The organism is Acidovorax sp. DMC1, from assembly GCF_056314325.1.
Window position 1 is genome coordinate 207,557 of record NZ_JBQUYO010000008.1, and the last position, 26,928, is coordinate 234,484.

Here is a 26,928-nt window from a genome sequence, read left to right on the forward strand (position 1 = left end):
GAGAGAGGGGGGAAGGCGCCGTAGGCGACTCAGGGGGTGTTGCTCACTGTGTCGCCAGGCTCAAATCCGCACGCGGGGTCCACTTTTCGGGCTGCTTGCCCGATTTGGGCGCGGCCACGAACAGCCGTTCTACCGGCAGCTTTTGCGCCACCAGGTACGCGCGGATCGCCTGGCCGCGCTGCGTGGCCAGTTCGGCGGCCATGGCCTCGGTGGCGGGCTGGTTGGCCAGCAGCAGGGCTTCCATCTCGGGCACCGTGAGCTCCTTGGTCAGGCCGACCAGGTTGCGCGGCTTGGGGATGTCGGCGCGGCGGTACACCTCCTTGAGCAGGGCGGGGTATTCGGCGGCCGATACGGGGGCGGTATCGCCCGGATTGGCGCGGCGTTTTTCGGCCAGCACCCGTTGTTGCAGGCTCTCGCGCCGCAGGCCTTCGCGCTCGTCCTGCAGGCTGGCCGTGCCGGTCACAGTGATCTTGAGCGCGGGGCGGTCGGCCAGGGCCTTGGCCACCTTGTCCAGGTTCTGCTGCGCCTCGGGTGTGAGGGTGGCGCTGCCAGGGGCAAAGGGCACGTGGCTCATCTCGTCGCCACCGCCGAAGGCGCTGGCCAGCAGGCTGAAGGGCGAGGTCAGCGCCTTGCCGATGAGGTTGACGATGATCTTGAAGATCACCGGGCCAATGCGGAACTGCGGGTCGTTGAGCGAGCCGCTGATGGGCAGGTCCAGGTCGATCACGCCCTGGCGGTCAGCCAGCAGGGCCACGGCCAGCTTCACGGGCAGGCTGTTGGGCGCGCCCTCCACGGGCTCGCCAAAGGTCAGCTGGTTGAGCACCAGCCGGTTGCTGGCGGTGAGCTGGCCGTTCGGCAGCACCTTGTAGTTCACGTCCACGCTGAGTTTGCCGCGCTCGATGCCATGGCCCGCGTATTTGACGGAATAGGGCGTGAGCGGGGGCAGCTCCAGGTCGCGCACCTTGCCCACGATGTCGAGGGCCAGCGGTTTGGCCAGCGGGTTGAGTTTGCCGGTCACTTCGAGCGACGCCGAGCCCTCGGCGCGGCCGCGCAGCTCCAGGTCGGCCAGCACGGGCTCGCCGCCCGAGGCTTCGGACGAGAACGCGCTGAGCTTGCCAGTCAGCTCCGACAGGTCGGCCGAGTAGTTGGGCTTGATGAAAAAGTCCGAAAACAGCACCTTGCCGTTGACCAGGCTCACGGGGCCAAAGACCACCACAGGGGCCAGCGGGTCGGCCTGGGCCACAGCCGCAGGGGCAGGGGCAGGGGCAGGGGCAGGGGCGGTGGGAGTTGCCGATGCGGCTGAGGCGGGGGCTGATGCCGTGGGGGCGGCCGTGCTGGCCGCAGCGCTGGCCGCATTGGCCGCTCGTGCCTCGGCCGGGGTCTTGGCAATGTCGCTCAGGTTGATGCGGCCGGCCTCGTTGATGGTGACCCGGGCAAAAAAGTCCACCAGGCTGGTTTCTTTGACCTCCACGCGCGGCGCGGTGCCGGGGGCGGTGGCCACGGCCAGGCCGCGCAGGTTCAAGCTCTTCCAGGCCAGCAGTTCCTCACCCACCTGGGCCTCGGTCTTGGGGGTGAAGGCGGCGGTGCTGTTGGCCTGCAGGTCTTCCACCACGGCATCACCGCTCAGACGCAGGCTGACTCCTTTGTCGGTCTGCGCCAGGGCCACTTGGCCCCGGTAGCCCACATCGGCGCGCAGCAGTTCTACCGACAGCTGGCTGGCCAGGTAGCCGTCGAGTGCGTGCAGCGGCAGGCGGGTGGCGTCGAGCTTGCCCTGGGTGGTCAGCGGCTGCAGGGCCAGCGTGCCCTGGTAGTCGAGCTTGCCCGGCGCGGCCTTGCTGCCCTTGCCCGGTGCGGCGGCGCGGGCGGTGAGCGTGAAGGCTTCGGGCTTGCTGCCGTCGCTGGCCAGGTTGCGGGCGGTGATGCCCAGGGCCGTCACGTCCAGCGCCACGGGGCGCGGCTGGGCGTCGTCGGCCAGCGAGACGGTGCCGCCCTGCAGCGAGAAATCGGCCACGCGCAGCTTCCAGGGTGTGCTGGTGCTGGCGGGTGCTGCGTCAGCCGTTGCCGCCGGGGCCGTGGTGCTGCCTGGCGCTGCCTTCAGCCAGCGCTCGAACATCCAGCGCCCGTCCGCGCCCCGTTCCACCGCCAGTTGCGGCTGGCTGATGGCCAGGCGCTCCAGCGTGGCAGTGCGCGCATCCAGGGGCACCTCGGCGCCCGCTATGTCGAGCTTGCCCAGGCTGGCCAAGGTAGTCTTGCCCTGCTTGACGGCCAGTTGCTCCAGCGCCAGGGGGCCTGCCTTGAGGGTGACGCCGGTGGCGCCCGCCTGCGCGGCCTGTGGCGTGGGCGCTTGCCACGCCACACCCACATCGCCGCTGAGCTGGCCGGTCACCGTGGGCTCGAGCGTCTGGGCCAGGTAGGGTGCCGCCAGTTGCAGGGCCAGGGCGTTCAGGGTGGCGTTGACCTGGGCCTTCTGGTCCGTGGCTTCACCGGTGAAGCTGAGTGTGCTGCCCTGCAGGTTGAGCCCGCCTTTGAAGGTAAAGGGTTTGGCGAAGGGGACGGCGACGTCGGCCGCATCCAGTGTGACCTCTGTGGCCTGCAGGGCCGCTGCGGGGCGCGTGGTCTGGTCGGCCCAGCGCAGGGTGCCGCCGCGCACTGCGGCGGTGGCGACTTCTACTACCCAGGCGGGTGCGGCCTTGGCCTTGGCTTTGCTGGAGGAAGCGGGCGAGGCAGAGGCCGATGCTGAGCTGGCGCTGGCCAGTGGCGAAGACGCCGGTTCAGCAGATGCAGGTGCCGCAGGTGCGGGGGTCTTGCCCTTGACCGCCGATGGCGGCGGTGCAGGCGGTGCCAGTTGCGCCAGGTTGATCTGGCCTGCTGCATCGCGCGTGGCGGTGACCACGGGCGCGGTCAGCTCCACATGCTGCAGTCGCACCACCTGGTCCAGCGGGCGCACATCGGCCATGTCGACTTTCAGGCGCTCATAGCTCAGAAGGTCGGCGCCCTGGCGGTCTGCGATGCGTACGCCGCTGGCTTGCACGGTGCCGGTCAGCTTCACGGCCATGCGCGGGTGCTGCTCAAAGGCCACCTTCACATCCGCATCCAGCGTGGCGCCCTGCACCTTGACGGGCAGGTTGGCTGGCAAATAGCCCAAGTAGGGCGCGAGGTCCAGCCCGTCCAGCCGAATCTGCGCGTCAGCCTGGCCGGTCTGCGCAAACGGCGTGCCCTGGGCGGACGAGTCAAACCGGCTGCCATTGAGCGTGAACGCAAGGTGGGGCTCGACCTTCACCTCGCGTTGCGACGGCAAGGTGCTGATGAAAGGCACCTTGAGGGCCAGGTCGCGCACCTCGTGGGTTTTATCCACGGCGGTGTCCGAGAAGTCGATGCTGCCACCCGTCAGTGCCAGGTTGTACAGCGCCACCCGTGCGGGGCCTTTGTCGGGCTCGGGTTCGGTGGTGGGCGCGGTGACCTTGGCGATGATGTCGTCCACGTCATAGCGGCCGTCGCCCAGGTGGGTGATGCGCAGCACCGGGTTTTCGATGGTGAAGGCGTCCACCACGGGCGCCAGGCGCAGCAGCGACTGCAACTCGCCATCGGCATAGACGCGGCCAATGGTCAGCTGTGGGGGTGCGCCGTTGGCACCCGCCACGGCCACGTCGCGCAGCGCGAATTCCAGGCTCCAGGGCTCAAAGTCGATGCCCCCCACGGTGACGGTGCGGCCCAGTTGTTCGGACGCAATGCGCTCCAGCGGCCCCTTGACCAGCGGCGGAATGGCCTGCCAGGTGACCAGCCACAGGACGATCAAACCCGCCAGCGCGCGGACGGCGGGGCGGAACCAGCGGTGCTGGCGCAGGGAGGCAAACGAGACGGAGCGCAGGGAGATCGGCATGGCGGCAGGCAAAAGTGAGCGCCGCAGCCCCAGGACGCCGGGTGCAAGAAGTCCAAAAAAGGCCGCGCGCGCGGGCCGCTATTGTCCCCGTTGTGGGTCTGGCGGGGTAAGCCATTGCAACCGGGGGCTGCGGCGGCTCAAGATTGTTGACATTTGAGGGGCGCGCTCGTCGCTGCGCTCACGGAGCAAAGCCCAGTACCACCCGTCGAGTCGTTGCGCTCTTTTTCTCGATTTTGGTCACCACGATGGCGCCGATCTCCGACGTGTTGGCCACATGCGTGCCGCCACAGGGCTGCAGGTCGATCAGCGGCGCGTTGTCTTCGCCACCGATGCGGATGGTGCGGATGCGCCCGGTGCCGCGCGGGGGCTGCACGCTCATGCTTTTGACCAGCGCGGGGTTGGCGTCCAGTTCTTCGTCGCTGATCGAGGCCACGGTGAGCGGGTGCGCAGCGGCCACCAGGGTGGCGATGGCGGCGGTCAGCTGCTCCTTGTCCAGCGGGTCGGTCATCGCAAAGTCCAGCCGCGCGTAGTCGGGCGTGATCGAGCAGCCGTTGACCAGCTGCGGCACCACATGGCACAGCAGGTGGCTGGTGGTGTGCAGGCGCATCATGCGGTGGCGGCGCTCCCAGTCGATGCGGGCGGTGACAGTCGTACCGGGCGTGAGCTGCGCCACGCGGTCTTCTTGCCCGGGGGCAGGGGCGTGGACGATGTCGCTGGTGGGGTTGCCATCGGCATCTTTGCCCTTGCGGGTGTCGGCAATGGTGATCTGCGTGCCGTCTGCCAGCACCAGCACGCCGCTGTCACCGGCCTGGCCGCCGCCCAGAGGGTAGAACACGGTCTGGTCCAGCACGATGCCAGCATCGGTGACGGCGGTGATGTGGGCGCTGCATTCGCGCAGGTAGGCGTCTTGGCGGAAGAGGTCTTGGGTCATGGTGGCATGTTAGCGGCGGCGCTGGCCGTTTCCCAGGCATCAACAGCGCCGCTACCATGCACACATGACTTCTGCCGCATTGACTCCCTTGCCCTCCCGCTTCTGGGCCGACTTGTCCACCCGTGATTTCGCGGCGCTAAAGGCTAGCGGGCAGGCTGAACAGGTGGTGGCCGTGCTGCCGGTGGCGGCTGTCGAGCAGCATGGGCCACACCTGCCGCTGTCGGTGGATGCGACGCTGCTGCAGGGCGTGATCGATGCCGCGCTGCCGCAGCTGCCCGCCGAGTTGCCCGTGCTGTTCTTGCCGCCACAGAACGTGGGCCTGAGCCCGGAGCACATTCGCTTTCCCGGCACGCTCACCTTGTCGCCCGCTACGGTGATTGCGCTGTGGACCGAGATCGGTGAATGCGTGGCGCGCGCGGGCATCCAGAAACTGCTGCTGTTCAACGGCCACGGCGGCCAGGTGAGCGTGATGGACATCGTGGCGCGCGAGCTGCGCACGCGATGCGATCTCATCGTCTACAGCGCCAGCTGGTTCAGCCTGCCGCTGCCAGACGCGGTAGCGGGCCAGTTCAGCGCCCAGGAGCACCGCTTTGGCATCCACGCAGGCGAGATCGAGACATCGATGATGCTGCACCTGGCGCCCGCCACGGTGCGCATGGAACAGGCGCAGAACTTCCGCTCCACTTCACAAGACCGGTCGGAGCGCTACGCCATCCTGGGCAACGGCAAAAGCGCCAAGCTGGGCTGGCAGATGCAGGACTACCACCCGGCGGGTGCCGTGGGTGACGCGGCCGCAGCCACGGCCGACAAGGGGCAAGCGGTGGTAGACGCTGCAGCGCAGCAACTGGTGGCGCTGCTGCAGGAGCTGCAGGCGCTGCCGCTATCTACCCTGGCGAGCGGGCCTGACCTGGGTTGAATCGATTTGCTATCTTATTGATAGCTACTGGCGCATGATCCACTAACGCAAGCAGCCTGAAAGGCTCAAAAAGCCGAAATCTCGGTGCTCAGGCGTGCGTGACCCACTGCGCATGCTCCAGCTCATTCAGGTGCGGCAGCGTGTTGAAGGTCTGCAGCATCAATCGCTTGGGCGAGATGGAGAACTCCGTCACCGCGCTGTTGCGGATGCGCATGTTCAGCGCAATGGTGACCTCGGGCGCCGTGCCCAGCACCTCGCCCACGGCCGTGGAGATGGGGCCGCCGCTGCTCACCAGCAGCACGTTCTGGCCTGCGTGGTGGTGGCGCACATGGTCGAGTGCGCTGCGCACGCCGGCCGAAAATTCGTTCCAGCTGGGCATGCCCTGGGGGCTGATGACACCCGCCATCCACTGCGCCAGTGCGTCGCACAGGATGCGGAAGTGCGCGCGATAACGCTCGGGCGTGTCGGCCGGGCCCAATGGTTGGGGGTGGATGGCGGCGATGAGTGCGTGGCTGTCGTATTCGTTGAGGCCTAGCAACTGCAGCGCATTGGGCGTGGTCTGCAGGCCCTCGGCAATGCCTTCCAGCGTCTGTGTGTGGCGGCGCAGCGTGCCGGTGATGACGGCGTCAAACCCCAGGCCGCGTGCGCGCCAGTGTTCGCCCAGTCGCACCGCCTGCTGGCGGCCCAGCGCGCTGAGCTGGTCGTAGTCTTCCGCGCCAAACGAGGCCTGGCCGTGGCGCACAAGGTAGAGGGTTCCCATGCGGCGGATTGTGATCAGAACCAGCTGCAGGCGTTTGTCGCAAAAGCGACCGATGCTATTAAATGTGTAGCTTTTTCGGTTGAATCCGCGAGGGCTTCAGTCCGCCAGAACGTTGCCGAACATGGGCGCATCCACGTTGCCGCCCGTCAACGCCAGGCCCACTTGCAAACCCTGTAGCTGGTCGCGTTCCTGCAGCGCTGCCGCCAGTGCCGCCGCACCTGCGCCTTCGGCCACGTTGTGCGTGTCGGTGAACAAGGCGCGCATGGCAGCGGCCACTTCGGCGTCGCTCACCTGCACGATGTGGTCGATGTGGGGCGCCATCACGGCCAGGGCCTCGGCGTCGGCCACGCGGCAGGCCATGCCGTCGGCGAGCTGGGTGGTGACGGGTGCCTCGACTACGCGGCCGGCGGCCAGCGAATCGGCGTAGGTGGTGGCATGGCTGCTGACCACGCCGACCACGCGCACGGGGTGCTGCAGCGCAAGCTTGGCTGCGATGGCCGAGCACGCGCCCGAGCCCTGGCCGATGGGCACGTACACCACATCGAGCTGCGGCACGGCGCGCAAGAACTCCCACCAGTAGGTGCTGACACCGCGCAGCAGGTCGGGGTGGAAGCTGGGAACCATGTGGGCGCCGCGCTGGGCCGCGAGCTGGATAGCGTGTTCGCGCGCTTCCTGAAAGTCGTCGCCGTGTTCGATGAGCGTGACGCCCAGGGCGCGCATGGCAGCGTTCTTCTCCACCGAGTTGCCACGCGGCACGACGATGGTGCAGGCCACGCCGTGGCGGCGCGCGGCCCAGCCCATGCTTTGGCCGTGGTTGCCGCGCGTGGCGCTGATGACCTCTTGGGGCAGCGCGCCGCGCTGGGCGAGCTGGTCGAAGTAAGTGAGGCCACCGCGGATCTTGAACGCTCCCACGGGCGTGTGGTTCTCGTGCTTGAGCCAGCAGTCGGTGCCCAGGCGCTGGCTGAGCAGGCCCCAGCGGTACTGGGGCGTGGCGGCGAAGTCGCGGTACACCACCTCGGCAGCGGCTTCGATGTCGGCCAGGGTGGGCAGCAGGGCGGTGGGGTCGAGGCGGGTGTTCATGCGGCGGCTTTCTTTTCGGTAGAGGACCACAGGGTGACGGGGCCCAGCGGCGTGGAGAGGTGTGCCGTGAGGCCAGGCGCGTTGCCTGCGGCGACGGCGACCTGGGGGCCGACACCGATGGCGTCACATGCCGCCTGCAGCGTGGAGACCTGCGGGTGCTGCAGTGCGAGTTGTTCCAGCTGCACGCCGCTCGCGGGCAGGCTGTCGCAGGGGTGCACGGCGCCCCACTGGATGAGGGTGGGCAGGCATCCGTCCATCAGGCGCAGGCCGTCGTCCCGCACGGTGATCTGCCACTGCAGCAGGCCATGGGGCGTGGGGCGGCTGGCGGTGATGACGGCGCCGCGATCCATGTCCAGCGCCGACAACGCGGTGCACGTGGCCGCCACGTCGGGCACGCTCGCCACCCAGTGGATGAGCTGGGGGCCGTGTTGCGCCACCTGGGCCTGCAGATTGGCGTCATCCATGTCAAACCAGCGTCTTGCGCTAGTGGATATTGCCTTGGGTGCTCCTGGGTTGATAGCAATGATCTCCAGGTAGGCGCGTGGATGCGCCGGGCTGGAGACGTTGAAGATGCGGTTGTGGGTGCCCATCAGCGGGTGTTCGCCGCCCGCCGTGGGGGTGATGCCCAGCGTGCGTTCGCACCAGGCCACACCACTGGCCAGGTCGGCCGCCAGCACGACAAGGTGGTCCACGCAGGGGGGTTGCTGGGTGGAGGTGGCGGTCACAGCAGCACCTCACCGGACATGCAGGTGACCGAGCTGCCGCCGACCCAGATGGTGTCGCCGTCCTGCTGCACGTACACCCGCCCTGCGCGGCCCAGGCAGGTGCCCTGGGCGGCCACATACTGCGTGGGGGCCAGCCCGGCGCCGATGAGCCACTGGGCCAGCGCGGCGTTGAGGCTGCCAGTCACGGGGTCTTCGGCCAGGCCGTTGTTGCCGGGGAAGAAGGCGCGCACTTCAAAGGCGATGCCTTCGGCGTCGGTGCTGCCGATGACGCCGACTTTTCCACGCGGGCCCACGACGCCCACGTCCAGCTGGCCCAGGATGCTGGCGTCGGGCTTCAGCGCCAGCACCTGCTCGCTGCTGCGCAGCATCACCCCGCGCCAGTTGGGGCCGTTGTCGCACCAGGCGTGGTGCAGGATGTCGCTGCGTGCCACGCCCAGGCCCCGGGCAATCAGCGCCACGTCCTCTTCGGCCAGCGGGCCGCTCTTGATGAGGGGCGGCGCAGCGAAGGCCAGGCGCTCGCCATCCTGGCGCAGCGTGACCAGGCCCACGCCACATTCCTGCACCACCTGGCCCGCGACCTGGGGCTGCCCACCAGCCTTCAGCCAGGCATGGCAGCTGCCCAGTGTGGGGTGGCCTGCAAAAGGCAGCTCGCGTCCTGGGCAGAAGATGCGTACGCGGTAGTCGGCTCCGGCGGCACGGCCTTCCGGGGTGGGGGGCAGCAGGAAGGTGGCTTCGGACAGGTTGGTCCAGTTGGTGAAGTCCTGCATGGCTTCGGTGCTGAGGCTGGAGCCGTCCAGCACCACGGCCAGGGGGTTGCCACGGTAGGGCGTGGCGGTGAATACGTCGACTTGCTGGAAGGGGCGTTGGTGCATGGGGCAGGTCCTTGAGAGCAAAAAACAGTGAAGCGGGGTAGGCCGGGCACGCCGGGGGCTCACCGGGGTGGGGCCCGGTGTGCAAACAGTTGGTTGGGGCTCGGCGCCCTGGTGCGGCCGAGGGGGCAATCAGCCGCTGGGGCGTAGGGCGGTGCGGTACGGGGTCATAGCAGCACCGTGCCTTCAATGCAGGTGACGGCGCGACCGCCCACCCATAGCTGGTGGTCATCGTCCTGGCGGATGTGCACGCGGCCCGCGCGGCCCAGGCATTCGCCCTGGGCCACCAGGTAGCTGCGGGGGGCGAGGCCGTCGGCAATCAGCCATTCGGCCAGGCTGGCGTTAAGGGTGCCCGTGACCGGGTCTTCAGGGTTACCCATGGGCGCGGCAAACGCGCGCACCACCACGCCGGGCTGGGCGGTGTTGCTGGCGGCAGGGCCCACATGGATCACGCCCACGTCCTGGCCCAGGTCCTTCAGGCGGGCGTGGTCGGGGTGCAGGCCCAGCACTGTGTCGGCGCTGTCGAGCAGCAGGCCCAGCCACACGGGGCCGTTATCCAGCATCTGCGCGCCCAGAATCTGCTGCGGGCGCAGGCCCAGGGCGCTCGCGATCAGTGGCACCAGCGCGGGGCTGGGGGCGCTGCGCTTGAGCGGGGGCGCGGCAAACGCCAGGGTGTCGCCGCTCAGGGCAATGCGCACCAGGCCCAGCGCACATTCCTGGATCACCATGCCGTCTTGTTGCGGGCGGTGGCCCGCCTGCAGCCAGGCGTGGCAGGTGCCCAGTGTGGGGTGGCCCGCAAAAGGCAGCTCGCCATTGGGGCTGAAGATGCGCAGGCGGTAGTCGGCCCCGGCCGCGCGCCCGGCGTCGGTGGGCGGCATCAGAAAGGTGGTTTCCGACAGGTTGGTCCAGGCCGCAAAGCGGCGCATGTCGCTGTCGCTCAGGCCGTCGGCATCCAGCACCACGGCCACGGGGTTGCCGTAGCCGGGGCGGTCGCTGAACACGTCGATCTGCTTGAAGGGGCGCTGGTGCATGGAGAGGCTCACGCGAGAGGCTGATCCAACACGCCCCGGGCGCCGGGGCGGGTGCTGACCGTGTTGTACCACCGCTCCAAGTGGGGGTGTGCGGCGCGATCTTGCGGCAGGCCCCACCAGCGGTGGATCTCACAGCCCACCGGGATGTCGGCCATGGTGAACCGCTCACCCGCCATGAAGGGCTGGCGCGCCAGGTGGGCATCGAGCATCGCCATCAGCGGCTCGGTCAGTGCGACCGATGCAGCGATGAGCGCCTCATTGCGCTGCGCTGCGGGGGTGCGAATCCACTGGAGGAACGCATCACGCCCTGCGGGGTTCAGCGTGGTCTGTTGCCAGTCCATCCACTGTTCGGCCACAAAGCGCGTGGGCAGGTCTTCGGGGTACAGGTTGCCCAGCGAATGCCGGGCGCACAGATAGCGCACGATGGCGTTGGACTCCCACAGCGTGACGCCCGTGTCCTCGTCCTCAATCAGCGGCACCAGACCGTTGGGGTTGAGGCCCAGGTAGCGTGCCTCGCGCACGATGCCGAACTGGCCGCCCGCGTCGGTGCGCTGCACCGAGGGCAGGCCCAGCTCTTGCACGGCCCACACGACCTTGCGCACGTTGATGGACGACAGGCGCCCCCAGAGCCTCAGCATGGTGAATCAGCCCTTGCTCTCGCGGATCGCCGCAGCCAGGGCGGCGATGCCGGTGGCGATCTGCTCCACGGTGGAGGTGACGAACGACAGGCGCAGGGTGCGGTGGTCGGCGTTGTCGGCATAGAAGGCTGCCCCGGGCACAAAGGCCACATTGCGCTCCACGGCCTTGGGCAGCAGCTCGATGGCGCTCATGCCTTCGGGCAGGCGCACCCACAGGAACATGCCGCCGTCGGGGCGGTTCCAGTGCACGCCCAGGCCCTGCATTTCCTTGTCGAGCGCGGCCAGCATGGCCTCGCACTGCTGCTTGTACAGCGCGCGGATGGTGGGCACGTGGCGGTCCAGGAAGCCGTCCTTCATCACCTCGGCCACCAGGCGCTGGTTGTAGCCGGGGGTGTGCAGGTCGGCCGCCTGCTTGGCTTGCAGCAGCTTGGGGTATACGGCCTTGGGCGCCACGATGTAGCCCAGGCGCAGGCCGGGGGCCAGCACCTTGGAGAACGAGCCCATGTAGATGCAGCCCTCGGGGTTGCGGGCCGTGAGCGGGGCGGGCGGTGGGGCGTCGAACCACAGGTCGCCGTAGGGGTTGTCTTCCACCAGGGGCAGGTTCAGCTCGGCGGCGGCGGCCACCAGCTCGGCGCGTCGTGCGTCGCTCATGGTGCGGCCCGTGGGGTTCTGGAAGTTGGGCAGCACGTACAGGAAACGCGCCTTGTCCGCACCCGTGCCCACCTTGGCGCGCAGGTCGTCCATCAGCACGCCCTGGTCGTCGCTGGCCACGGACACCACGTTGGGCTCCATGGGCGTGAAGGCTTGCAGCGCGCCCAGGTAGGTGGGGGTTTCCACCAGCACGCGGCTGTTTTCGTCGATGAGGATTTTGGCGATCAGGTCCAGCGCCTGCTGCGAGCCGGTGGTGATCAGGATCTGGTCGGGGCTCACGTCCCAGGGCAGGAAGTCGGCAATCGCCTGGCGCAGCGGGCCGTAGCCTTCGCTGGCGGCATATTGCAGGGCGCCGGGGCCGTCATTGGCCAGCACCGCGGCAGAGGCGGCGGCAAACGCGGACACCGGGAAGGTCTTGGGCGAGGGCAGGCCGCCTGCCAGGCTGATGATGCCGGGCTTTTCGGTGACCTTCAGGATTTCGCGGATGACCGAGGGGTTCATGCGCTCGGCACGGCGTGCCAGGGTCCACGTGCTGGTGGTGGGAAGGTCGTTCAGTTTCACTCTCGTCTCCTGCGGGTGGCCGCCTGGGCCGCTACGGTTGCAAAGTTGTTGTCAAAAAATGGGAGCAGCAGCCCTGGCGGGTGCGTTCATATCTTCTTAGTCCACGATGAACAGGGTGGCGCCCTGTGGGGAGGTGGACCGGTGAGGTTCTGCATTGTCCGCCACCTGGTAACTCATGCCCGGCGTCAGGGTGTATTGGCGGCCGTCGGCCAGCTCGGTGTGCAGCTCGCCGCTCAGGCACAACAGCACATGGCCCTTGGTGCACCAGTGGTCGGACACATAGCCAGGGGTGTACTCGACCATGCGCACGCGCACCCCGCCAAATGTCTGGGTGCGCCAGAAGGCCTGGCCCGCTTCGGCGCTTTTTTCTTCGCGCGGAATGCTGGCCCAGTCGGTGGTGGCAAAGGGGATGTTCTGCAAATGCATGGTTTCAGTCCTTGATCGACACCACGGCCTCGATCTCGACCGCGAAGCCGCGCGGCAAGGAGCCGACACCCACGGCCGAGCGCGCGTGCCGTCCCGCATCACCAAACACTTCCACCAGCAGGTCGGAGCAGCCGTTGATGACCTCGGTGTGTTGCATGAAGTCGGGCACCGCATTCACCATGCCCAGCAGCTTGACCACGCGGCGCACGCGCGACAAGTCTCCGAGGGCTGCCTGCATCGTGGCAATCAGGTGCAGGCCTACGTCGCGGGCGTGCTGGCGAGCCTCGTCCGTGCTGATCTCGCGGCCCACCTTGGGTACCACCGCAATGTCGTTGCGCAGGGGCGATCCCTTGCCCGACAGGTACAGCGTGTGGCCGTCCAGCACATAGGCATCGAAGTTGCCGCGCGGGGCGGACACGGTGGGCAGCGCCAGGCCCAGCTGTTGCAGTCGCTGCTCCGGGGTGATGGCACTCATGCGGGGGCTCCTTGTTGTTGAATGGGCATCCGTTTGCCCATGAAGACGGTGGCGATCACGGCCACTGCGAACACCAGGGTGACGGTATCGAGGTGTTCACCCAGCAGCGGCACCGCAAACAGCAGGCTCAAAAAGGGCTGGATGAGCTGGATCTGGCTGACCCGCACGGCACCCAGCGCCAGGGCGCGGTACCACGCAAAGAAGCCGATCCACATCGAGAACAGGGCCACGTACAGAAAGCCCGCCCAGCTCATCGCGCCAATGCTGGAGGGCACGGCGGGCGCAAACCACCAGGCCACGGGCAGCGTGAGTGGCAGGCTGCACACCAGCACCCAGCAGATGACCTGCTCGGCCCCCAGCCGGGGCGTGAGGCGGGCGCCGCCGATGTAGCCCAGGGCGCCTGTGGTCATGGCAATCAGCAGGTAGACGTTGGCCGCCCCCAGGTACAGCCCGCCCGCACGCCACACCATGAAGCCCAGCACCAGCCCGCTACCCAGCACCGCACAGGCCCAGAAGCCTGCCGAGGGCCGCTGCCGGTACCACAGTGCACCCAGCAGGGCGGTGGACAGCGGCAGCAGGGCCGTGACCACGGCGCCATGGGTGCTGGGCACATGGCGCAATGCCAGCGCAAGGAACAGCGGGAAGCCGACAATCACGCCAAACGCCGTGATGCCCAGCAGTGGCCACTCGGCCCGCACCGGCAGGTTCAGGCGCCCCTGTGCGCGTTGCCATAGCTGGTAGCCGATGGACAGCAGCCCCGCCACGGCGGCACGCCCGAACGTGACGAACCAGGGGGACAGCTGGGGTGCATCGGTAGAGCCCACTGCCAGCCGCGTCATGGGCAGCGTGGCCGCAAACAGCGTGACGCCGACCAGGCCCCAGAGCAGGGCTTCTTTTTCCTGTGCGCGGTTCATAGGGTGAGCATCCAGTACGCAGTGAGCACCAGCACGAGTGCCAGCGCGCGGTTGAACCACAGCAGCCGCGCGCCCTGCGCCAGCCACTGGCGCAGCAGCGAGCCCACCAGCGCATAGACAAAGTTGCTGGTGAAGGCGAACACCATCATCACGCCGCAAATGATGGCCAGGCGCTCACCCGGGTTGGCGGCGGGCTGCCCTGCGGCATTGACCACCCAGCCTGCGCTGAGCGTGAGGGCCAGCATCCAGGCCTTGATGTTGACAAACTGCAGGCCTACGCCTTGCCAGAACGTCACGTTCAGGCGCGATGTGTCGATGGCGGTCATCTGGCCTGCGCGGCTGAGCTTGAAAGCCAGCCAGAGCATGTAGGCCACGCCCAGCAGCGTCACCGCCCAGCGCAGGGCGGGCACGCCGGTGATGAGGGCACCCAGGCCCAGCCCGCTGCCCAGCATGAGCAGCGTCCAGCCCGCAGGCACCGCAAAGCAAAAGCGCAGTGCGCGCTTGAGTCCGAGGTTGGCGGCCAGCGCGGTGGACAGGGTGGTGTTCGGCCCCGGCGAAAAGCTCATGGCGGTGCAAAACAGCAGCAGGGCGGTGAGTTCGGCGACGCTCATGGGGAATTGCAGAGGGGTTCTTGTCGGTGGCGTGGGTTCAATGTAATCTTGCAAACCAATACAGGACCAGTACAGTCATTCAGCGCAGTATTGAATCTGTATTGGTTGCGAAGACAGTACACCACCCGGGGCCTTGCCATGCTGATGAAATCCTCCACCCAGTCGCTCACCGAGCAGTTGTCGGCCCGGATCTCGGAGCGCATCCGCAACCGCCTGCTGGCGCCCGGCGCGCGCCTGCCGTCGGTGCGCCAGTGCGCGCAGCAAAACGGGGTGAGCCCGTCTACCGTGGTGGCGGCCTATGACCAGCTGCTGGCCCAGGGGCTGGTGGAGGCGCGCAAGAACCGGGGCTTTTTTGTGCGCGAAAGTGGCCGCGCGGCCCATGCTGCCGACGACGAAGACGCCCGCCCCGTGGACCCCGGGCTGGAGAGTGCGGCCGCCAACTGGAGCACGGCGCACTGGTTTGCGGCGCGTGCGGCCGGCCGCGCAGGCCCGGGCGTGTCGCCCGTCAACGCCACGGCGCTGATCCGGGGCATGTTCCACAAGATCAGCGACAAGCCCCAGCCCGGCATGGGGGTCTTTCCGCCCGACTGGCTGGAGTCCACCTTCATGCCTGCAGCCGTGCGCAAGGTCACCAACTCACGGGCCCTGCAGGACTTCTCGCTGCAATACGGCGAGCCGCTGGGCGATGCAGGCCTGAGGCGTGTGCTGGCCAAGAAGCTGTCCACGCTCAACGTGCACACGGTGCCCGAGAACATCATCACCACCGTGGGGGCCACCCATGCGCTCGACATCGTGAGCCGTACCCTGCTGCGCCCCGGCGACCCGGTGATGGTGGAGGAGCCTGGCTGGGCGGTGGAGTTTGCGCGCCTGGCGGCGCTTGGCATGCACATCCTGCCCGTGCCGCGCCGCGCCGATGGCCCGGACCTGGAGGTGATGGCGCGCTACTGCGAGGTGCACAAGCCCAAGCTTTACGTGAGCGTGAGCGTGTTCCACAACCCCACGGGTTATTGCCTCACACCGGGCAGCGCCCACCGCGTGCTGCAGCTGGCCAACCAGCACAACTTCCATGTGGTGGAAGACGACACCTACAGCCACATTGCGCCCGAGCATGCCACGCGCCTCACTGCGCTGGATGGCCTGCAGCGCACCATCTACGTGAGTGGCTTTGCCAAGATCCTCGCGCCCAACTGGCGCATCGGCTTCATGGCTGCGCCGCCCGCGCTGGTGGAGCAGTTGCTCGACACCAAGCTGCTGGCCACGTTGACCACGCCCGCGCTGCTGGAAAAAGCCCTGGCCTTGTGCATCGAGCAGGGCCAGCTACGCCGCCACGCCGAACGCATCCGCACCCGGCTGGATGCGGCGCGCGCGCGCAGCGTGAAGCTGGCCCTGGGGGCGGGTTGCACCTTTGCGGCCGAGCCGGTGGGCCTGTTTGGCTGGGTGGAGACCGGAGTGGACACCGATGCGCTGTCCCAGCGCATGCTGGACGAGGGCTACCTGCTGGCGCCCGGTGCCCTGTTTCATGCCGAGCGCAAACCCAGCACCCTCATGCGTATCAACTTCGCGACGACGCAGGAGGCGGCGTTTTGGAAGACCTTTGCACGGGTGCGCGACGAGCAGGCCCGGTGAGTCGCTGAGCGCTGCCCCGTCGGGCGAAGCAGGCGCCTCACCGGGTCAACGGGAGGCAGCCTCTGGGGAGGACACGTGCAGACGCTCGGCAGGGCTTATTTTCTTTCCACTTCCAGATCAGACAACACCCGCAGCAGCGCGCGATTGACCTCTTCGAGGTCCATCTCGAAGGTCTCGCACAGCTGGCGAATGGCGCTGGCATCGTCGGTCTCCAGCGCGCAGGCCATCTGCAGGCCGCCGGTGTAGGGGCCGGTGCGCAGCACGGTGGCGTCGTAGATGCGTTCGGACAGGGGCAGGCGCTTGAGGATGGTGCCGAGGGGCTCGCCCAGCAGCTCGTCGAGCTGGGAGAGCAGGCCGCACAGGTAGATCTCGCGGCGCAGGTCGTTCTCGATGCCCGCGTCCAGCAGCCGTGCCGTGAGCTGGGCGCGCATCACCATGGCTTCGCGCACGGGCTGCATGTTGGCCTCGGTACTCGCATGGGGCAGCTGGTCGGACAGCCAGCGCTTGATGGAGCTGTAGCCCATCATCACCAGGCCCCGGCGCAGTGAATCGATGCCTGTGCGCAGGCCCAGCGCGGCCGAGTTGGTGTACACCATGAAGCGGTAGGCGAGCAGCGGGTCCTCGCCCATGATGTCTTCAAACGTCTCCAGCGACTGCTCGTCGTCGATGGCCTTCATGAGCTTGAAGATCACTGCGTGTGACGGCTGCTGCGGGTGGTGGCGCAGGCTGTAGAGCACGTCCTCGGTCGGCCAGCCGGCCAGGGCCATCGCGTTGCCCTGGTCCAGGCAGTGTTCCATGAGGGCCCGGCTGGCAATGTTTTCGTACATCTGGCCAGCCAGCACCGGGCTGGGAGCGCGCTTGGCCGCCGGTGGGGGCGCTGCGGCTGCGGCGCTGCCCGGGCGGGGCGGTGTGGTCTGCAATGCGGCCACGGCGTCTTTGGGGCGCAGTGTCAGCAGGCTGTTGTCAAAGCAGCGGGCTATCTCGGGTTCGGGCAACTTGTCCATGTCGCCCCGCCACACCAGGCGCAGCCCGCGCTGGTGCGCGGCCTTCACGCGGTCATAGATGGCGGAGTCCGAAAGCCACTCGCCGCGCACCTCGATCCATGGCGCGGCACGCGGGGCGTTTTCGAGCAGGTCGCACAGCAGCTGGCGGGTCTGTGCCGAGATCAGCAGCGGCGGCGAGCTGGCCGACCACAGCTCCTGCAGCGTGCGCAGCAGATGGCCGCCATCGACGGTGGCCGAGGCCTTGTTGTGGGCGTACAGCTGGATGCCTGCGAGTTTGCGGGCTCGGTTCCACAGAGGGCGGTAGCCCAGGATCAGGCTACCTAGGACGGATTGGACCATGTGCTCTCAGGCAAAAAACGGGGCCGGCCAGCACGCGCGGGATGGGAGTCGCCGCGTACACCAGCCGGTGCTGCCGCCTGGAGGCACCGGGTACGCCGGACGCCACGCCCGAACACTCCTGCCGCGCAGGCTGCTAGCCAATAAAGTTGAACAGCGACAACTTCTGAACCTGCGCATAGGACTTGAGTGCAGCCTCATATCCCACCTGCTGGTTCTGGAAGTCGGAAATGCCCTTGATCATATCGAGATCCTCTGCCCGCGAACGGTCACCTTCCAGCTGGATGGAGCGCTTGTCCTGGTCGCCGGTGATGCGGTCTGCGCGATTGAGCAGCTCGCCGGCGTAGCTGCGCATGTTGTGTACGCGTTCCAGTCCGATGTCGATGTTGGCCAGGGCCTGTCCCACGGCCTGGATCGCGCCGTTGTTGTTGGGAGCGTTGCGGATGCCATTGATGGCGCTGTCCAGCGTGCTGAACATGCTCGCGCTGGGTTGCAGGGTGACGGTATCCCCGTTGGCCGGGTTGCCCTTGATGTCGAAGGAAAGCCCCGGAATACCGGGAACTGAAATGGTGACCGGCTTGTCGGTCGGGTAGTCTGGCACCACCACCGGGGCGGAGACAGCACCTGTGGTGGTGTTGGTGATGGTGTACGTCGCGGTGCTGTTGCCCGTGGTGGCGCCGGGACCGACGGCGCTGAAGGTGATGGTGTAGTTGTCACCCGTCACCAACGCTTTGTTGGTGGGCGTGATGGCCGTCGTGGTGAGTTGTCGGCCTACCGGAATGCTGCTGACCCCGGCGGTGTAAACACCGTCACGGTTGGGGTCGAACATGAATGCGGAGTCGCCGTCGAGTGCCCCGGGAACCGTCACGCCGTTGCTCGCCGTCTGACCTGGCAAGCCCTGGAAGATGTAGTCGGGCGAGCTGCTCAGGGGCCCCAGGAACGGCGCCAGCGCGCTGCCCAAGGCACTTAGCAAGGGAATGCCGTTGGTGTCTTTTCGGTTGGCCACTTCGACCAGTTGTTCCCGCAAACCCTGGAGCTGGTTGGCCACCGTAGCGCGGTCGTTGGGGGTCATGCTGGCGTCGCCCGCACTGACCACCAGCTCCCGAAAGTTCTGGATCAGATTCACTGCGTCGCCCAAGGAGGATTCGCCTTGCGCAATGGCATTGCGCTGGGTTTCCAATGCTCGCTGCTCGGTCTGGATGCGCGACAGGCGGTTAAGCGCTCGCTCAGCCTGAGCTGCCGACACCGGGTCGTCACTGGCGCGCACCACGCGTTTGCCCGAGGTCAGGTTTTCCTGCAGCGTGGTCAGGCTCGTCTGGCGCGCGCCCAGGTTGCGCAGCGCGTTGTCATACATGTTGGCCGTGCCGACGCGGTAGATGTTTGTGCTCATGTCGAACTCCTCACGCTAGGGCTCCGTTCATCGGCCCAGGCCCTGGATCAGCGAATCAAAAATGTTCTGCGCAATCTGGATCATCTTGGCCGAGGCCTGGTAGGCCTGCTGGTATTGGATCAGCTTGGCGGCCTCTTCGTCCAGATTCACCCCCGACACCGCCGTGCGGTCGCGCTCGAGGTTGGCGGCGATGGTGGAGGACAGCTGTTCTGCAAACTTGGCGCTCTGGGTGCGCGTGCCCACCTGGGCAATGGCACTGGCGTAGCCGTCGCTCAGGGTCGATTCGTCAAACATCTTGACGTCGCGCAGCCCCATCAGGGCATTGGCGTTGCCTGCATTGCGCGTGTAGGCGTCACCGTACTGCGGGTCCAGGGCATTGCCGATCACGACGGTGTCGCCGGTCTTGGGGGTGCCTTGCAGCGTGATCTCCCATCCGTTGATGGAGATGGGTTGTCCCGAGGTGTAGGGCTGTGCGGTGGCGAGCGACGTGGGCGGCGCAGTGCCGCGGTCGAGCACGTCGTAGGTGGTGGGTGGGCCGGCGGTGAACTGCAGCTGGATGCCCCCCAGGATGGGCGGGATGGCTGCCGGGTTGGCGTTTGCCGGCAATACCAGCCCCGGTGGGTTGGGCAGGCCCGTGGCCTTGAGGTTGCCCAGCTGCATGGTGCCGCCGTTGGCAGTGCCCATGGCCGCGTTGATGGGGTTGGCGGCGGCCAAGTCCCGCGGCGAATACACCAACGCCTGGATGTTGTTGGCGGCCGTGCTGAACGGCTTGAACAGCATGCGCTCGCCGGGGTTGCCGGGCGTGGTCAGGTTGAAGTTGAGCCCGTCGATCTGCAGCGTGGCTAGGTTGGCGGCGTCGGTGAACGGGGTCGATTTGCCGTCGGACAGGCGCACCACCTGGCCGGCCGTGCCGGTGGTAAAGCGGATCTCGTAGTCCGAGGCTTCAAACTGCGTGGGACCCGTGAACGACACCGTGCCCACGCCTGCGCCGTTGGTATAGCCCGGCATGCTGGTGGGCAAGGCGAACAGGTCCTTGCCTGGCACGCCGTCCAGCGTCAGGCCCAGGTTCTGCTGGTCGTTCATCGTCATGCCGATGGCCAGCGCCATGCGGCCCAGCAGATTGCGCCCTTCGCTCAGGTCCGTGTTCTGAAAGCGCAGCAGTCCCGAGACGGTGCCGCCACCCAGCACGTTCTCGTCCAGCTCGATGGGCGTGGCTCCGGGGCGGTTGAAAAACAGCTTGGACTGTCCGCTGCCCGGGAAGGTCGTTGCATCATCGATCGACAGGCTGGTGGCCGTGCTGCCCAGCACCAGAGGCTGGCTGCCCGCCACGAACAGGCCCACGGTGCCGTCATCCGCCGGGATCTGGGTGGTCTGCACATACTGGTTGATGTCGCGGATGATCTGGTCGCGCTGGTCCAGCAAGTCGTTGGGGCTCTGGCCGTTGCCGGTGGCACGGGCGATTTGCTCATTGATCGCCGCCATCTGCGTGGCCAGGCTGTTGATGGCGGTCACGCTGCTCTGCAGCTGTTCCTTGACGGTGTATTCGATCTCGTTGATCCGGTCGCTGGCGGTGCGCATGCGTGCGGCCGTTTCGTCCAGCCGCGTAAGAACCACCGTGCGTGCCGTGATATCGGTGGGGCTGCTCACCACGTCCGAGAACGCATTCATCATGTCGTTGATGGCGGCGCCCAGGCCCTGGGTGCCGCCGCTGAACACTTCCTGCAACTGGCTCAGGCGCTGGGCGCGGATGGCGTCCGCAGCCTGTGTCGATCCGGCGGCAGCCGACTGGCGCGTGAGCAGCTCGCTCTGGTTGCGCAGAATGGTCTGCACATCCACGCCCTGGCCGATGTAGCCGCCGCCCGTGAACTGTCCCTGGACAGTCTGCAGCACCACCGTCTGGCGCGAATAGCCGGGTGTATTGACGTTGGCAATGTTGTGGCCTGCCGTCTGTAAGGCCACCTGGTTGGCCAGCAGGGCGCGGGCGCCGACGTTGAGCAGACTCATGGCTTACCTCGGTTCTTCTCGTCCATCACGCCTGGGCGCGCTGTACGCGCAGTGCGCTGTTGATGGCGCCGCTGAGCTTCTTGGCGTACTCGGGGTCGGTGGCGTATCCGGCCTTTTGCAGCTCGGCCGCATAGGCCACGGCAGAACCCGTCTTGGCGGTGGCCTGGGCTTTCTCGTAGCGCGGGTTGTCGGTGATGAGCTTGGCGTAGTCGCGGAACGAGTCCTCGTACGAGTCGTATGCGCGGAATTTGGCCACCACCTTGCGCGGAGTGCCGTTGATGTATTCGGTGGTCGTGATCTCGGCCACCTTGCCGGTCCAGCCTTTGCCGGCCTTGATGCCGAACAGGTTGAACGAGTTACCGCCGTTGGCGGTCTTGATCTCGCTCTTGCCCCAGCCGGTTTCGTGCCCGGCCTGGCCCAGCATGAAGCTGGCGGGAATCCCGCTTTCCTGAGCCACGCGCTCGGCGGTGCCGCTGAGGTGCTGCACAAAGCCTTCGCGGCCCTTGGGCACTGGCAGGGTGGTATCGACGGACGAGGTGTTGGCGGAAGCCGCCGACCGGTTCTGAGCCTGCGGCAAGCTGAGCGTGGACGGCACCGAGAAGTTGGTGTCCGCACCGCCCATTTGGCGCGAGAGCTGGCGGGCGATGGCTTCTGATAGACCGCCCTGCAGGCCCGACATGTTGACCGATAGCTGCTGGTCCAGCATGTCCTGGCCCAGGTTGGCCTGCTCGCCTTCCATGAGGCCGGACTTCATCGTGGCGTCGCGCATGCTTTTGATGAGTTCGCGCATGAACAGCGATTCAAACTGCTTGGCCGCTTCGCGCGTGACCTGTGCGCTGTTGGCGGTGCCCGCTTCGTACTTGAGGGAGTTGAGCGAGCGGATATCGACGGCCAGCGCGTTCGACGGGCTGGTGGTGCTGGACGAGGGCAGGGTCAGGGCCATGGTCGCTCCCGGTGGACGGCGCACGCAGCGGCAGCAGGGCGGGCCATGTCAGATCACCTCCAGCTCGGCGTTGAGCGCGCCGGCGGCCTTGATGGCCTGCAGGATGGCCAGCAGGTCTCCGGGCGTGGCGCCCAGCGTGTTGAGGGCCTTGACCACGTCGGCCAGCTGTGGCGACGCAGGCATCTGGATCACGTTGCCCGGTTCCTGGTTGATGGTGATGTCGCTCTTTTGCGTGACCACCGTCTGCCCTTGCGAGAGCGGGTTGGGCTGGCTGATGACGGGCGTGCTGCTGATGGTGATCGACAGGTTGCCGTGGGCGATGGCGCAAGGCCCCAGCGTGACCGCCTGGTTGAGCACCACCGAGCCCGTGCGGGCATTGATGACGACCTTGGCCGAGGGGGTGGAGGTTTCGAGCGGCAGCTCTTCCAGGTCGGCAATGAAGCCCACGCGGGCGCCGGGGTCGATGGGCGCGCGCACCTGCACCGTGCGGCCGTCCAGCGCGGTGGCCAGGCCGTTGCCCAGCTTGGCGTTGATCACCTGCGCCACGCGGCGGGCAGTCTGGAAGTCCGAGGCGTTCAGGCCCAGGTTGATGGTGTCGCCTTCGTTCAGGGGGGTGGGCACGGCCCGCTCCACCTGCGCACCCAGCGGAATGCGGCCGGCGCTCAGGTGGTTGATCTGCACCTTACTGCCACCGGACGATGCGCCTGCACCGCCCACTACCATGTTGCCCTGGGCCAGCGCATAGATCTCGCCGTCCGCGCCACGCAGCGGTGTGACGATGAGTGTGCCGCCCTTGAGCGACTTGGCATTGCCCATGGACGAAACGTTCACGTCGATTTGCTGGCCCGGCTGGGCAAAGGCGGGCAGTTGCGCCGTGACGATCACCGCCGCCACGTTCTTGAGCTGCAGCTGCGACGCCGTGCCGGGGGGCAGGCTGATGCCCATCTGCTGCAGGTAGTTGGACATGGCCTGCGTGGTGTAGGGCATCTGCGTGGTCTGGTCGCCCGTGCCGTCCAGCCCCACGACCAGGCCGTAGCCCGTCAGCTGGTTGCTGCGCACGCCCTGCACCGCCGCCACTTCCTTGATGCGCAAGGCCTGTGCAGGCGTTGCCAGACCTGCGGCCGCCAAGGCCAGCAGCAGCCACAGCGCGCGCGCCGTGCGGGTCAGGGGGGAGTGGGACGAGGCTTTCATGGCATCCATTGTGGTGGGCCATGGCCAGAACTAAAACCCAAAAAGAAGCGGGTTCACCGGCTTATTGGCTGCGTCTGAAGCCGCGTTGGCAAGGGGGGGCGCAGGTACGGTCTGCGAGCGGTCTGGCAGGCCATTTTTGAGCAAAAATGGCCAGAAGCGACAGTGCAATATGCGCTGATAGCTATCAAATTCGTAGTGAATAATGGCAACGCCCAGCCTTCCGTCAGATACCGGAAGGACTGGGGCATGGGCGCACTGGGCGCACTCAGGGCGCCCGGGCTGGTCAGAACGGCGTGACGGTGTTGAAGAACCGGCCCAGCCAGCCCATGGCCTGGGCTTCGTTCTGTGCACCGCGTCCGCGCGACTCGACGCGCACGTTGGCCACCTGGGTCGAGTTCACGATGCTGCCGGGCTGCAGTGCGCGCGGGTCCACCGTGCCCGAAAAGCGCAGCACATCCACGTTCTGGTTCACGCCGATCTGCTTCTCGCCGGTGATGACCAGGTGGCCGTTGGGCAGCACATCCACCACCGTGGCGGTGATGGAGCCGGTGAAGGTGTTGGCGCTCTCGGTGCCGCCCTTGCCGGAGAACGCATTGCCCGAATTCGCGCCCACGCCCAGCTTGTCGGTGAAGGTCTTGCTGGTGAAGGGCAGGGCCGTCACGCCGGCCGAGACTTCAGAGGTGCGGTCCACCGTGGACGACGACTTCTGACTGGCCGTCACGTTTTCCACGATCTGGATGGTCACGTTGTCGCCCACCAGGCGCGCGCGCCGATCCTCAAACGCGGGGCGGTAGCTGGCGTTGTGGAACAGCCCGCCCGTCACCGGGGGCGGGGTGCGCGGTGCAGCGGCCAGCGGGGGCGGGGTGGTGGGCAGGATGTCCACCGGAGGGGGTGGCGACAGGGTGGCGCAACCAGCGCACAGCAGTGCTGCGCCCAGGGCGGGAACGCCCGCGCGCAGCGAGCCAAGTGCCTGCAGCAGGCGAAGGGAGCGTGTGAAAGTGCGCATGGCGGAAGTCCTGGGCGAAAGCGCGGGCAAACGGGCGGTCACAAGAGAGGTCACAGCTGGGCCAGCTTGGCCAGCATCTGGTCCGAGGTCTGGATGGCCTTGGAATTCATCTCATAGGCGCGCTGGGTCTGGATCATGGTGACCAGCTCTTCCACCACGTTGACGTTGGAGGCCTCCAGAAACCCTTGCTTGATGATGCCCAGGCCGTTCGTGCCGGGGGTGCCTTGCTGGGGCTGGCCGGACGCGGCGGATTCCTTGAAAAGGTTCTGCCCGATGGGCTCCAGGCCGGCCGGGTTGATGAAGCTGGCCATGGCCAGGTTGCCCACGGTCTGCGGCTGTGTGTTGCCCGGCACCGTGACCGCCACGGCACCTTCGGCGCTGATGGTGATGCTGGTGGCGTTGGCCGGAATGGTGATGCCGTTGACCACAGGCAGCCCGCTGGATGTGACCATGCGGCCCTGGGCATCGACCTGGAACGAGCCGTCGCGGGTGTAGCCCACGGTGCCATCGGGCATGGTCACTTCAAAGAAGCCGTTGCCGTTGATGGCGACATCCAGGTTGTTCTTGGACTCCTGCAGGCTGCCCTGCATGAAGTTGCGGCTGGTGGCCACCGTGCGCACGCCCAGGCCCAGGTGCAGGCCGGTGGGCAACTGGTTCTGCTCGGTGGTGTTGGCGCCCACCTGGCGTAGGTTCTGGTAGATCAGGTCTTCGAACACCGCGTTGTTGCGCTTGTAGCCCGTGGTGGAGACGTTGGCCAAGTTGTGCGAGATGACGTCGAGCTGGGTCTGCTGGGCAGACATGCCGGTCTTGGCGATCCAGAGGGAGTTGATCATGGTGCTTCCTTTTGGCGGGTGCGTGCAGGGTGGGGCAGCGGCATCAGCCGTTCATGCTCAGCAACTGGCTGGCGGTCTTGTCGTTGGTTTCGGCGGTCTGCAGCAGCTTCATCTGCTGCTCGAACTGGCGCGATGCAGCGATCATCCCGACCATGCATTCGACCGGGTTCACGTTCGAGCCCTCCAGAGCGCCTGACAACATGCGGGCGTTGGCGTCGTTCGGCATAGGGTCGCCCGAGGTAGTGCGGAACAGCCCATCGTCGCCGCGTTTGAGCGGGTCTTCCGGCGTGGGCGTGGCCAGCTTGAGGCGGCCAATGGCCTGGGCGGGCTGGCCCGGAATCTTGGAGGTCACGGTGCCGTCCGACCCGAGCGACACATCGGCTCCGGGCGGCACGTCGATGGGCGCGCCGCCGTCCGACAGCACGGGCAGTCCGGTCGGTGTGAGCAGCTGGCCGGTGGCCGACACTTCAAAGCTGCCGGCGCGGGTGTAGGCCTCGGTGCCATCCAGGCCCTGCACGGCAAACCAGGCGTTGCCTGCGGCCATCGCGTCGAGGTTGCGGCCGGTGCGCTGCACAGGGCCGGGGGTATTGACGTAGCCCGAGGTGGCCTCCAGCGCAAACACGCGCGTCTTGGCGCCGTCACCCTGCAGCGGCACCGAGCGGAAGGTGGACATCTCGGCGCGGAACCCGCCGGTGGACACATTGGCGAGGTTGTTGGACAGCACCGCCTGCCGGTGGGCAGCGGCGTTGGCGCCTGTCATCGAGGTGTAGATGATGCGGTCCATGGGGGCTCTCCGGGGTCCTGGGCGGGTTCAGTAGGGGGCGGTCAGCCGATCAGCGCAGGTTCACCAGGGTGGACATCACCTGGTCTTGCGTCTTGATGGTCTGTGCGTTGGCCTGGTAAGCGCGCTGGGCGGTCATCATGTTCACCAGCTCGGCGGTGAGGTCCACGTTGGAGTCTTCCAGGGCGCCCGAGCGCAGCGAACCAAAGCTGCCGTCGGTGGCCGTACCGACCACGGGCTGGCCCGACTCGAACGTGGCCACCCAGTTGTTGCTGCCCACCGAGGCCAGGCCCTGCGTGTTGCGGAAGCTCGACAGCGCGAGCTGGCCCTCGGCACGCGTCACGCCGTTTGAGTAACGGGTCATGATCATCCCGTTGTTCTCGATGTTGATGCCGGTCAGCTCGCCCGAGGTGTAGCCGTCCTGGCTCAGGTTGGACACCGCGAACTTGGTGCCGAACTGGGTCACCTTGTCCAGGCTCACTTCCACGGTGTACGCAGGCAGGTTGTTGGGGTTGGGCGGCGTGGGGTTGACGGTGAGCGGCAGCGAAAAGCCGGTGGCGGGTGGTGTGGCCACCGGGCCGGTGATGGCGCCGTTGTTGTCAAACGTGATCTGGCCGATGGGCGTGGCCACCACGGGCGGAACGGCCGTGGGGTCGTCCAGCGCGTCGTACACGTCCCAGGTGTTGTCGGTCGCGGTCTTCTGGAAGTACAGGCTCACCGGCTTGGCCACACCTTGGCTGTCGAACACGTTGATCGAGGTGCCATACGTGGCGCGCGGCGTGGCCGGGATGGGGGGCGTGGCCGCAGGGTCGCCAGCTGCATCGGTGGCGCGGGCGTCCAGGTTGAAGGCGGCCGTGATCTTGGTGGTTTGCTTGGCGGGGATCGGCTCGGCCGTCGGGAACACCATAGGAATGGGGTCGGTGCCCGTGCGCAGGCCTGTGACCGGATCCACCGGGAAGCCCATCACCTTGGCGTTGTCGTTGGTGATCATGTTGCCTTCCTTGTCCAGCTTGAAGTTGCCGGAGCGGGTGTAGGCGGCGGTGCCGTCGGGCAGCGTGAGGGTGAAGAACCCGTTGCCGTTGATGGCCACGTCCAGGCTGTTGCCGGTGATGGTCAGGTTGCCCTGCGTGAACTGCTGCGCCACGGCCGCCACTTCCACGCCAATACCTGCGTTGGAGCCGCCCGCAGAGCCAATGGCGGAAGCCACCATCTCGGCAAACTCGGCCCGCGAGGCCTTGAACCCAACGGTGTTGGAGTTGGCAATGTTGTGCCCGATGACATCGAGGTTCTTGCTGGCGGCGTTCAGGCCGGACAGGCCTTGCTGAAAACTCATGGTGTTCTCCTGT

The 26,928-nt window shown here is 67.2% G+C and carries 24 protein-coding genes; 2 read left to right on the forward strand and 22 right to left on the reverse strand.

Going from position 1 to position 26,928, the window contains the following annotated elements:
* Nucleotides 1-43 precede the first annotated feature (43 nt).
* Nucleotides 44-3,880 carry a DUF748 domain-containing protein gene (locus ACT531_RS17245; RefSeq protein WP_476018209.1) on the reverse strand — a complete coding sequence of 1,279 codons (3,837 nt, stop codon included), beginning with the start codon at nucleotides 3,878-3,880 and terminating at the stop codon, nucleotides 44-46.
* A 178-nt stretch (nucleotides 3,881-4,058) separates the two neighbouring features.
* On the reverse strand, nucleotides 4,059-4,811 hold the full coding sequence (locus ACT531_RS17250) for an alanyl-tRNA editing protein (RefSeq protein WP_476018210.1): 753 nt from the start codon (nucleotides 4,809-4,811) through the stop codon (nucleotides 4,059-4,061).
* A gap of 64 nt (nucleotides 4,812-4,875) precedes the next feature.
* Between ACT531_RS17250 and ACT531_RS17255 the strand changes: the two genes are divergently transcribed.
* Nucleotides 4,876-5,727, forward strand: coding sequence for a creatininase family protein (locus tag ACT531_RS17255; protein ID WP_476018211.1), 852 nt, complete (start codon nucleotides 4,876-4,878; stop codon nucleotides 5,725-5,727).
* An 88-nt stretch (nucleotides 5,728-5,815) separates the two neighbouring features.
* Here the strand turns inward: ACT531_RS17255 and ACT531_RS17260 are convergent, their stop codons facing one another.
* From ACT531_RS17260 to ACT531_RS17310, 11 genes are all read right to left on the reverse strand, one after another.
* Nucleotides 5,816-6,487 (reverse strand): histidine phosphatase family protein, encoded by a 672-nt coding sequence (locus ACT531_RS17260; RefSeq protein ID WP_476018212.1) that lies wholly within the window; start codon nucleotides 6,485-6,487, stop codon nucleotides 5,816-5,818.
* A 96-nt stretch (nucleotides 6,488-6,583) separates the two neighbouring features.
* Entirely contained in the window at nucleotides 6,584-7,567 is a 984-nt protein-coding gene (locus ACT531_RS17265) for a threonine dehydratase (protein ID WP_476018213.1), read from the reverse strand.
* Entirely contained in the window at nucleotides 7,564-8,292 is a 729-nt protein-coding gene (locus ACT531_RS17270; RefSeq protein WP_476018214.1) for a VOC family protein, read from the reverse strand. The genes ACT531_RS17265 and ACT531_RS17270 overlap by 4 nt, the downstream gene beginning before the upstream one ends.
* Nucleotides 8,289-9,164, reverse strand: coding sequence for a PhzF family phenazine biosynthesis protein (locus ACT531_RS17275; protein ID WP_476018215.1), 876 nt, complete (start codon nucleotides 9,162-9,164; stop codon nucleotides 8,289-8,291). Before ACT531_RS17275 ends, ACT531_RS17270 begins: the two co-directional genes overlap by 4 nt.
* 164 nt (nucleotides 9,165-9,328) lie before the next feature.
* Nucleotides 9,329-10,192, reverse strand: coding sequence for a PhzF family phenazine biosynthesis protein (locus ACT531_RS17280; protein WP_056065622.1), 864 nt, complete (start codon nucleotides 10,190-10,192; stop codon nucleotides 9,329-9,331).
* Nucleotides 10,193-10,200: 8 nt separating this feature from the next.
* A complete protein-coding gene (locus ACT531_RS17285; RefSeq protein ID WP_309828673.1) occupies nucleotides 10,201-10,830 on the reverse strand; it encodes a glutathione S-transferase in 630 nt (209 codons plus the stop codon).
* A 6-nt stretch (nucleotides 10,831-10,836) separates the two neighbouring features.
* Nucleotides 10,837-12,042 carry an aminotransferase-like domain-containing protein gene (locus ACT531_RS17290; protein WP_207780578.1) on the reverse strand — a complete coding sequence of 402 codons (1,206 nt, stop codon included), beginning with the start codon at nucleotides 12,040-12,042 and terminating at the stop codon, nucleotides 10,837-10,839.
* 96 nt (nucleotides 12,043-12,138) lie between these two features.
* Entirely contained in the window at nucleotides 12,139-12,468 is a 330-nt protein-coding gene (locus tag ACT531_RS17295; RefSeq protein ID WP_476018216.1) for a DHCW motif cupin fold protein, read from the reverse strand.
* A 4-nt stretch (nucleotides 12,469-12,472) separates the two neighbouring features.
* A complete protein-coding gene (locus ACT531_RS17300; RefSeq protein ID WP_476018217.1) occupies nucleotides 12,473-12,943 on the reverse strand; it encodes a RidA family protein in 471 nt (156 codons plus the stop codon).
* Nucleotides 12,940-13,857, reverse strand: coding sequence for a DMT family transporter (locus ACT531_RS17305; protein WP_476018218.1), 918 nt, complete (start codon nucleotides 13,855-13,857; stop codon nucleotides 12,940-12,942). The genes ACT531_RS17300 and ACT531_RS17305 overlap by 4 nt, the downstream gene beginning before the upstream one ends.
* The gene (locus ACT531_RS17310; RefSeq protein ID WP_056747996.1) at nucleotides 13,854-14,468 is read right to left on the reverse strand and encodes a LysE family translocator; all 615 of its coding nucleotides are present in this window, start codon (nucleotides 14,466-14,468) and stop codon (nucleotides 13,854-13,856) included. The genes ACT531_RS17305 and ACT531_RS17310 overlap by 4 nt, the downstream gene beginning before the upstream one ends.
* 138 nt (nucleotides 14,469-14,606) lie before the next feature.
* On the opposite strand from ACT531_RS17310, the gene ACT531_RS17315 reads away from it, so the two are divergent.
* The gene (locus tag ACT531_RS17315; RefSeq protein ID WP_476018219.1) at nucleotides 14,607-16,094 is read left to right on the forward strand and encodes an aminotransferase-like domain-containing protein; all 1,488 of its coding nucleotides are present in this window, start codon (nucleotides 14,607-14,609) and stop codon (nucleotides 16,092-16,094) included.
* A 95-nt stretch (nucleotides 16,095-16,189) separates the two neighbouring features.
* On the opposite strand, the gene ACT531_RS17320 is transcribed toward ACT531_RS17315, so the two are convergent.
* The 9 genes from ACT531_RS17320 to flgE all read right to left on the reverse strand — a co-directional run bounded on the left by ACT531_RS17320 (nucleotide 16,190) and on the right by flgE (nucleotide 26,915).
* Nucleotides 16,190-17,437: an HDOD domain-containing protein gene (locus ACT531_RS17320; RefSeq protein WP_476018220.1), complete on the reverse strand. Its 1,248-nt coding sequence runs from the start codon at nucleotides 17,435-17,437 to the stop codon at nucleotides 16,190-16,192.
* Nucleotides 17,438-17,570: 133 nt separating this feature from the next.
* Nucleotides 17,571-18,824 (reverse strand): flagellar hook-associated protein FlgL, encoded by a 1,254-nt coding sequence (flgL, locus tag ACT531_RS17325; RefSeq protein ID WP_476018221.1) that lies wholly within the window; start codon nucleotides 18,822-18,824, stop codon nucleotides 17,571-17,573.
* Between the two features lie 27 nt (nucleotides 18,825-18,851).
* On the reverse strand, nucleotides 18,852-20,828 hold the full coding sequence (flgK, locus tag ACT531_RS17330) for a flagellar hook-associated protein FlgK (RefSeq protein WP_476018222.1): 1,977 nt from the start codon (nucleotides 20,826-20,828) through the stop codon (nucleotides 18,852-18,854).
* Between the two features lie 25 nt (nucleotides 20,829-20,853).
* Nucleotides 20,854-21,771 carry a flagellar assembly peptidoglycan hydrolase FlgJ gene (gene flgJ / locus ACT531_RS17335; RefSeq protein ID WP_209820600.1) on the reverse strand — a complete coding sequence of 306 codons (918 nt, stop codon included), beginning with the start codon at nucleotides 21,769-21,771 and terminating at the stop codon, nucleotides 20,854-20,856.
* A gap of 48 nt (nucleotides 21,772-21,819) precedes the next feature.
* A complete protein-coding gene (locus ACT531_RS17340; protein WP_015015838.1) occupies nucleotides 21,820-22,962 on the reverse strand; it encodes a flagellar basal body P-ring protein FlgI in 1,143 nt (380 codons plus the stop codon).
* A 283-nt stretch (nucleotides 22,963-23,245) separates the two neighbouring features.
* Nucleotides 23,246-23,968, reverse strand: a complete 723-nt coding sequence (locus tag ACT531_RS17345) for a flagellar basal body L-ring protein FlgH (protein WP_238990898.1) — start codon at nucleotides 23,966-23,968, stop codon at nucleotides 23,246-23,248.
* A 50-nt stretch (nucleotides 23,969-24,018) separates the two neighbouring features.
* Complete coding sequence (gene flgG, locus ACT531_RS17350) at nucleotides 24,019-24,801, reverse strand: flagellar basal-body rod protein FlgG (RefSeq protein ID WP_110961860.1); 783 nt, start codon at nucleotides 24,799-24,801, stop codon at nucleotides 24,019-24,021.
* Nucleotides 24,802-24,844: 43 nt separating this feature from the next.
* Nucleotides 24,845-25,585, reverse strand: coding sequence for a flagellar basal-body rod protein FlgF (flgF, locus tag ACT531_RS17355; protein WP_015015835.1), 741 nt, complete (start codon nucleotides 25,583-25,585; stop codon nucleotides 24,845-24,847).
* Between the two features lie 49 nt (nucleotides 25,586-25,634).
* On the reverse strand, nucleotides 25,635-26,915 hold the full coding sequence (flgE, locus tag ACT531_RS17360; protein WP_209820601.1) for a flagellar hook protein FlgE: 1,281 nt from the start codon (nucleotides 26,913-26,915) through the stop codon (nucleotides 25,635-25,637).
* Nucleotides 26,916-26,928 lie beyond the last annotated feature (13 nt).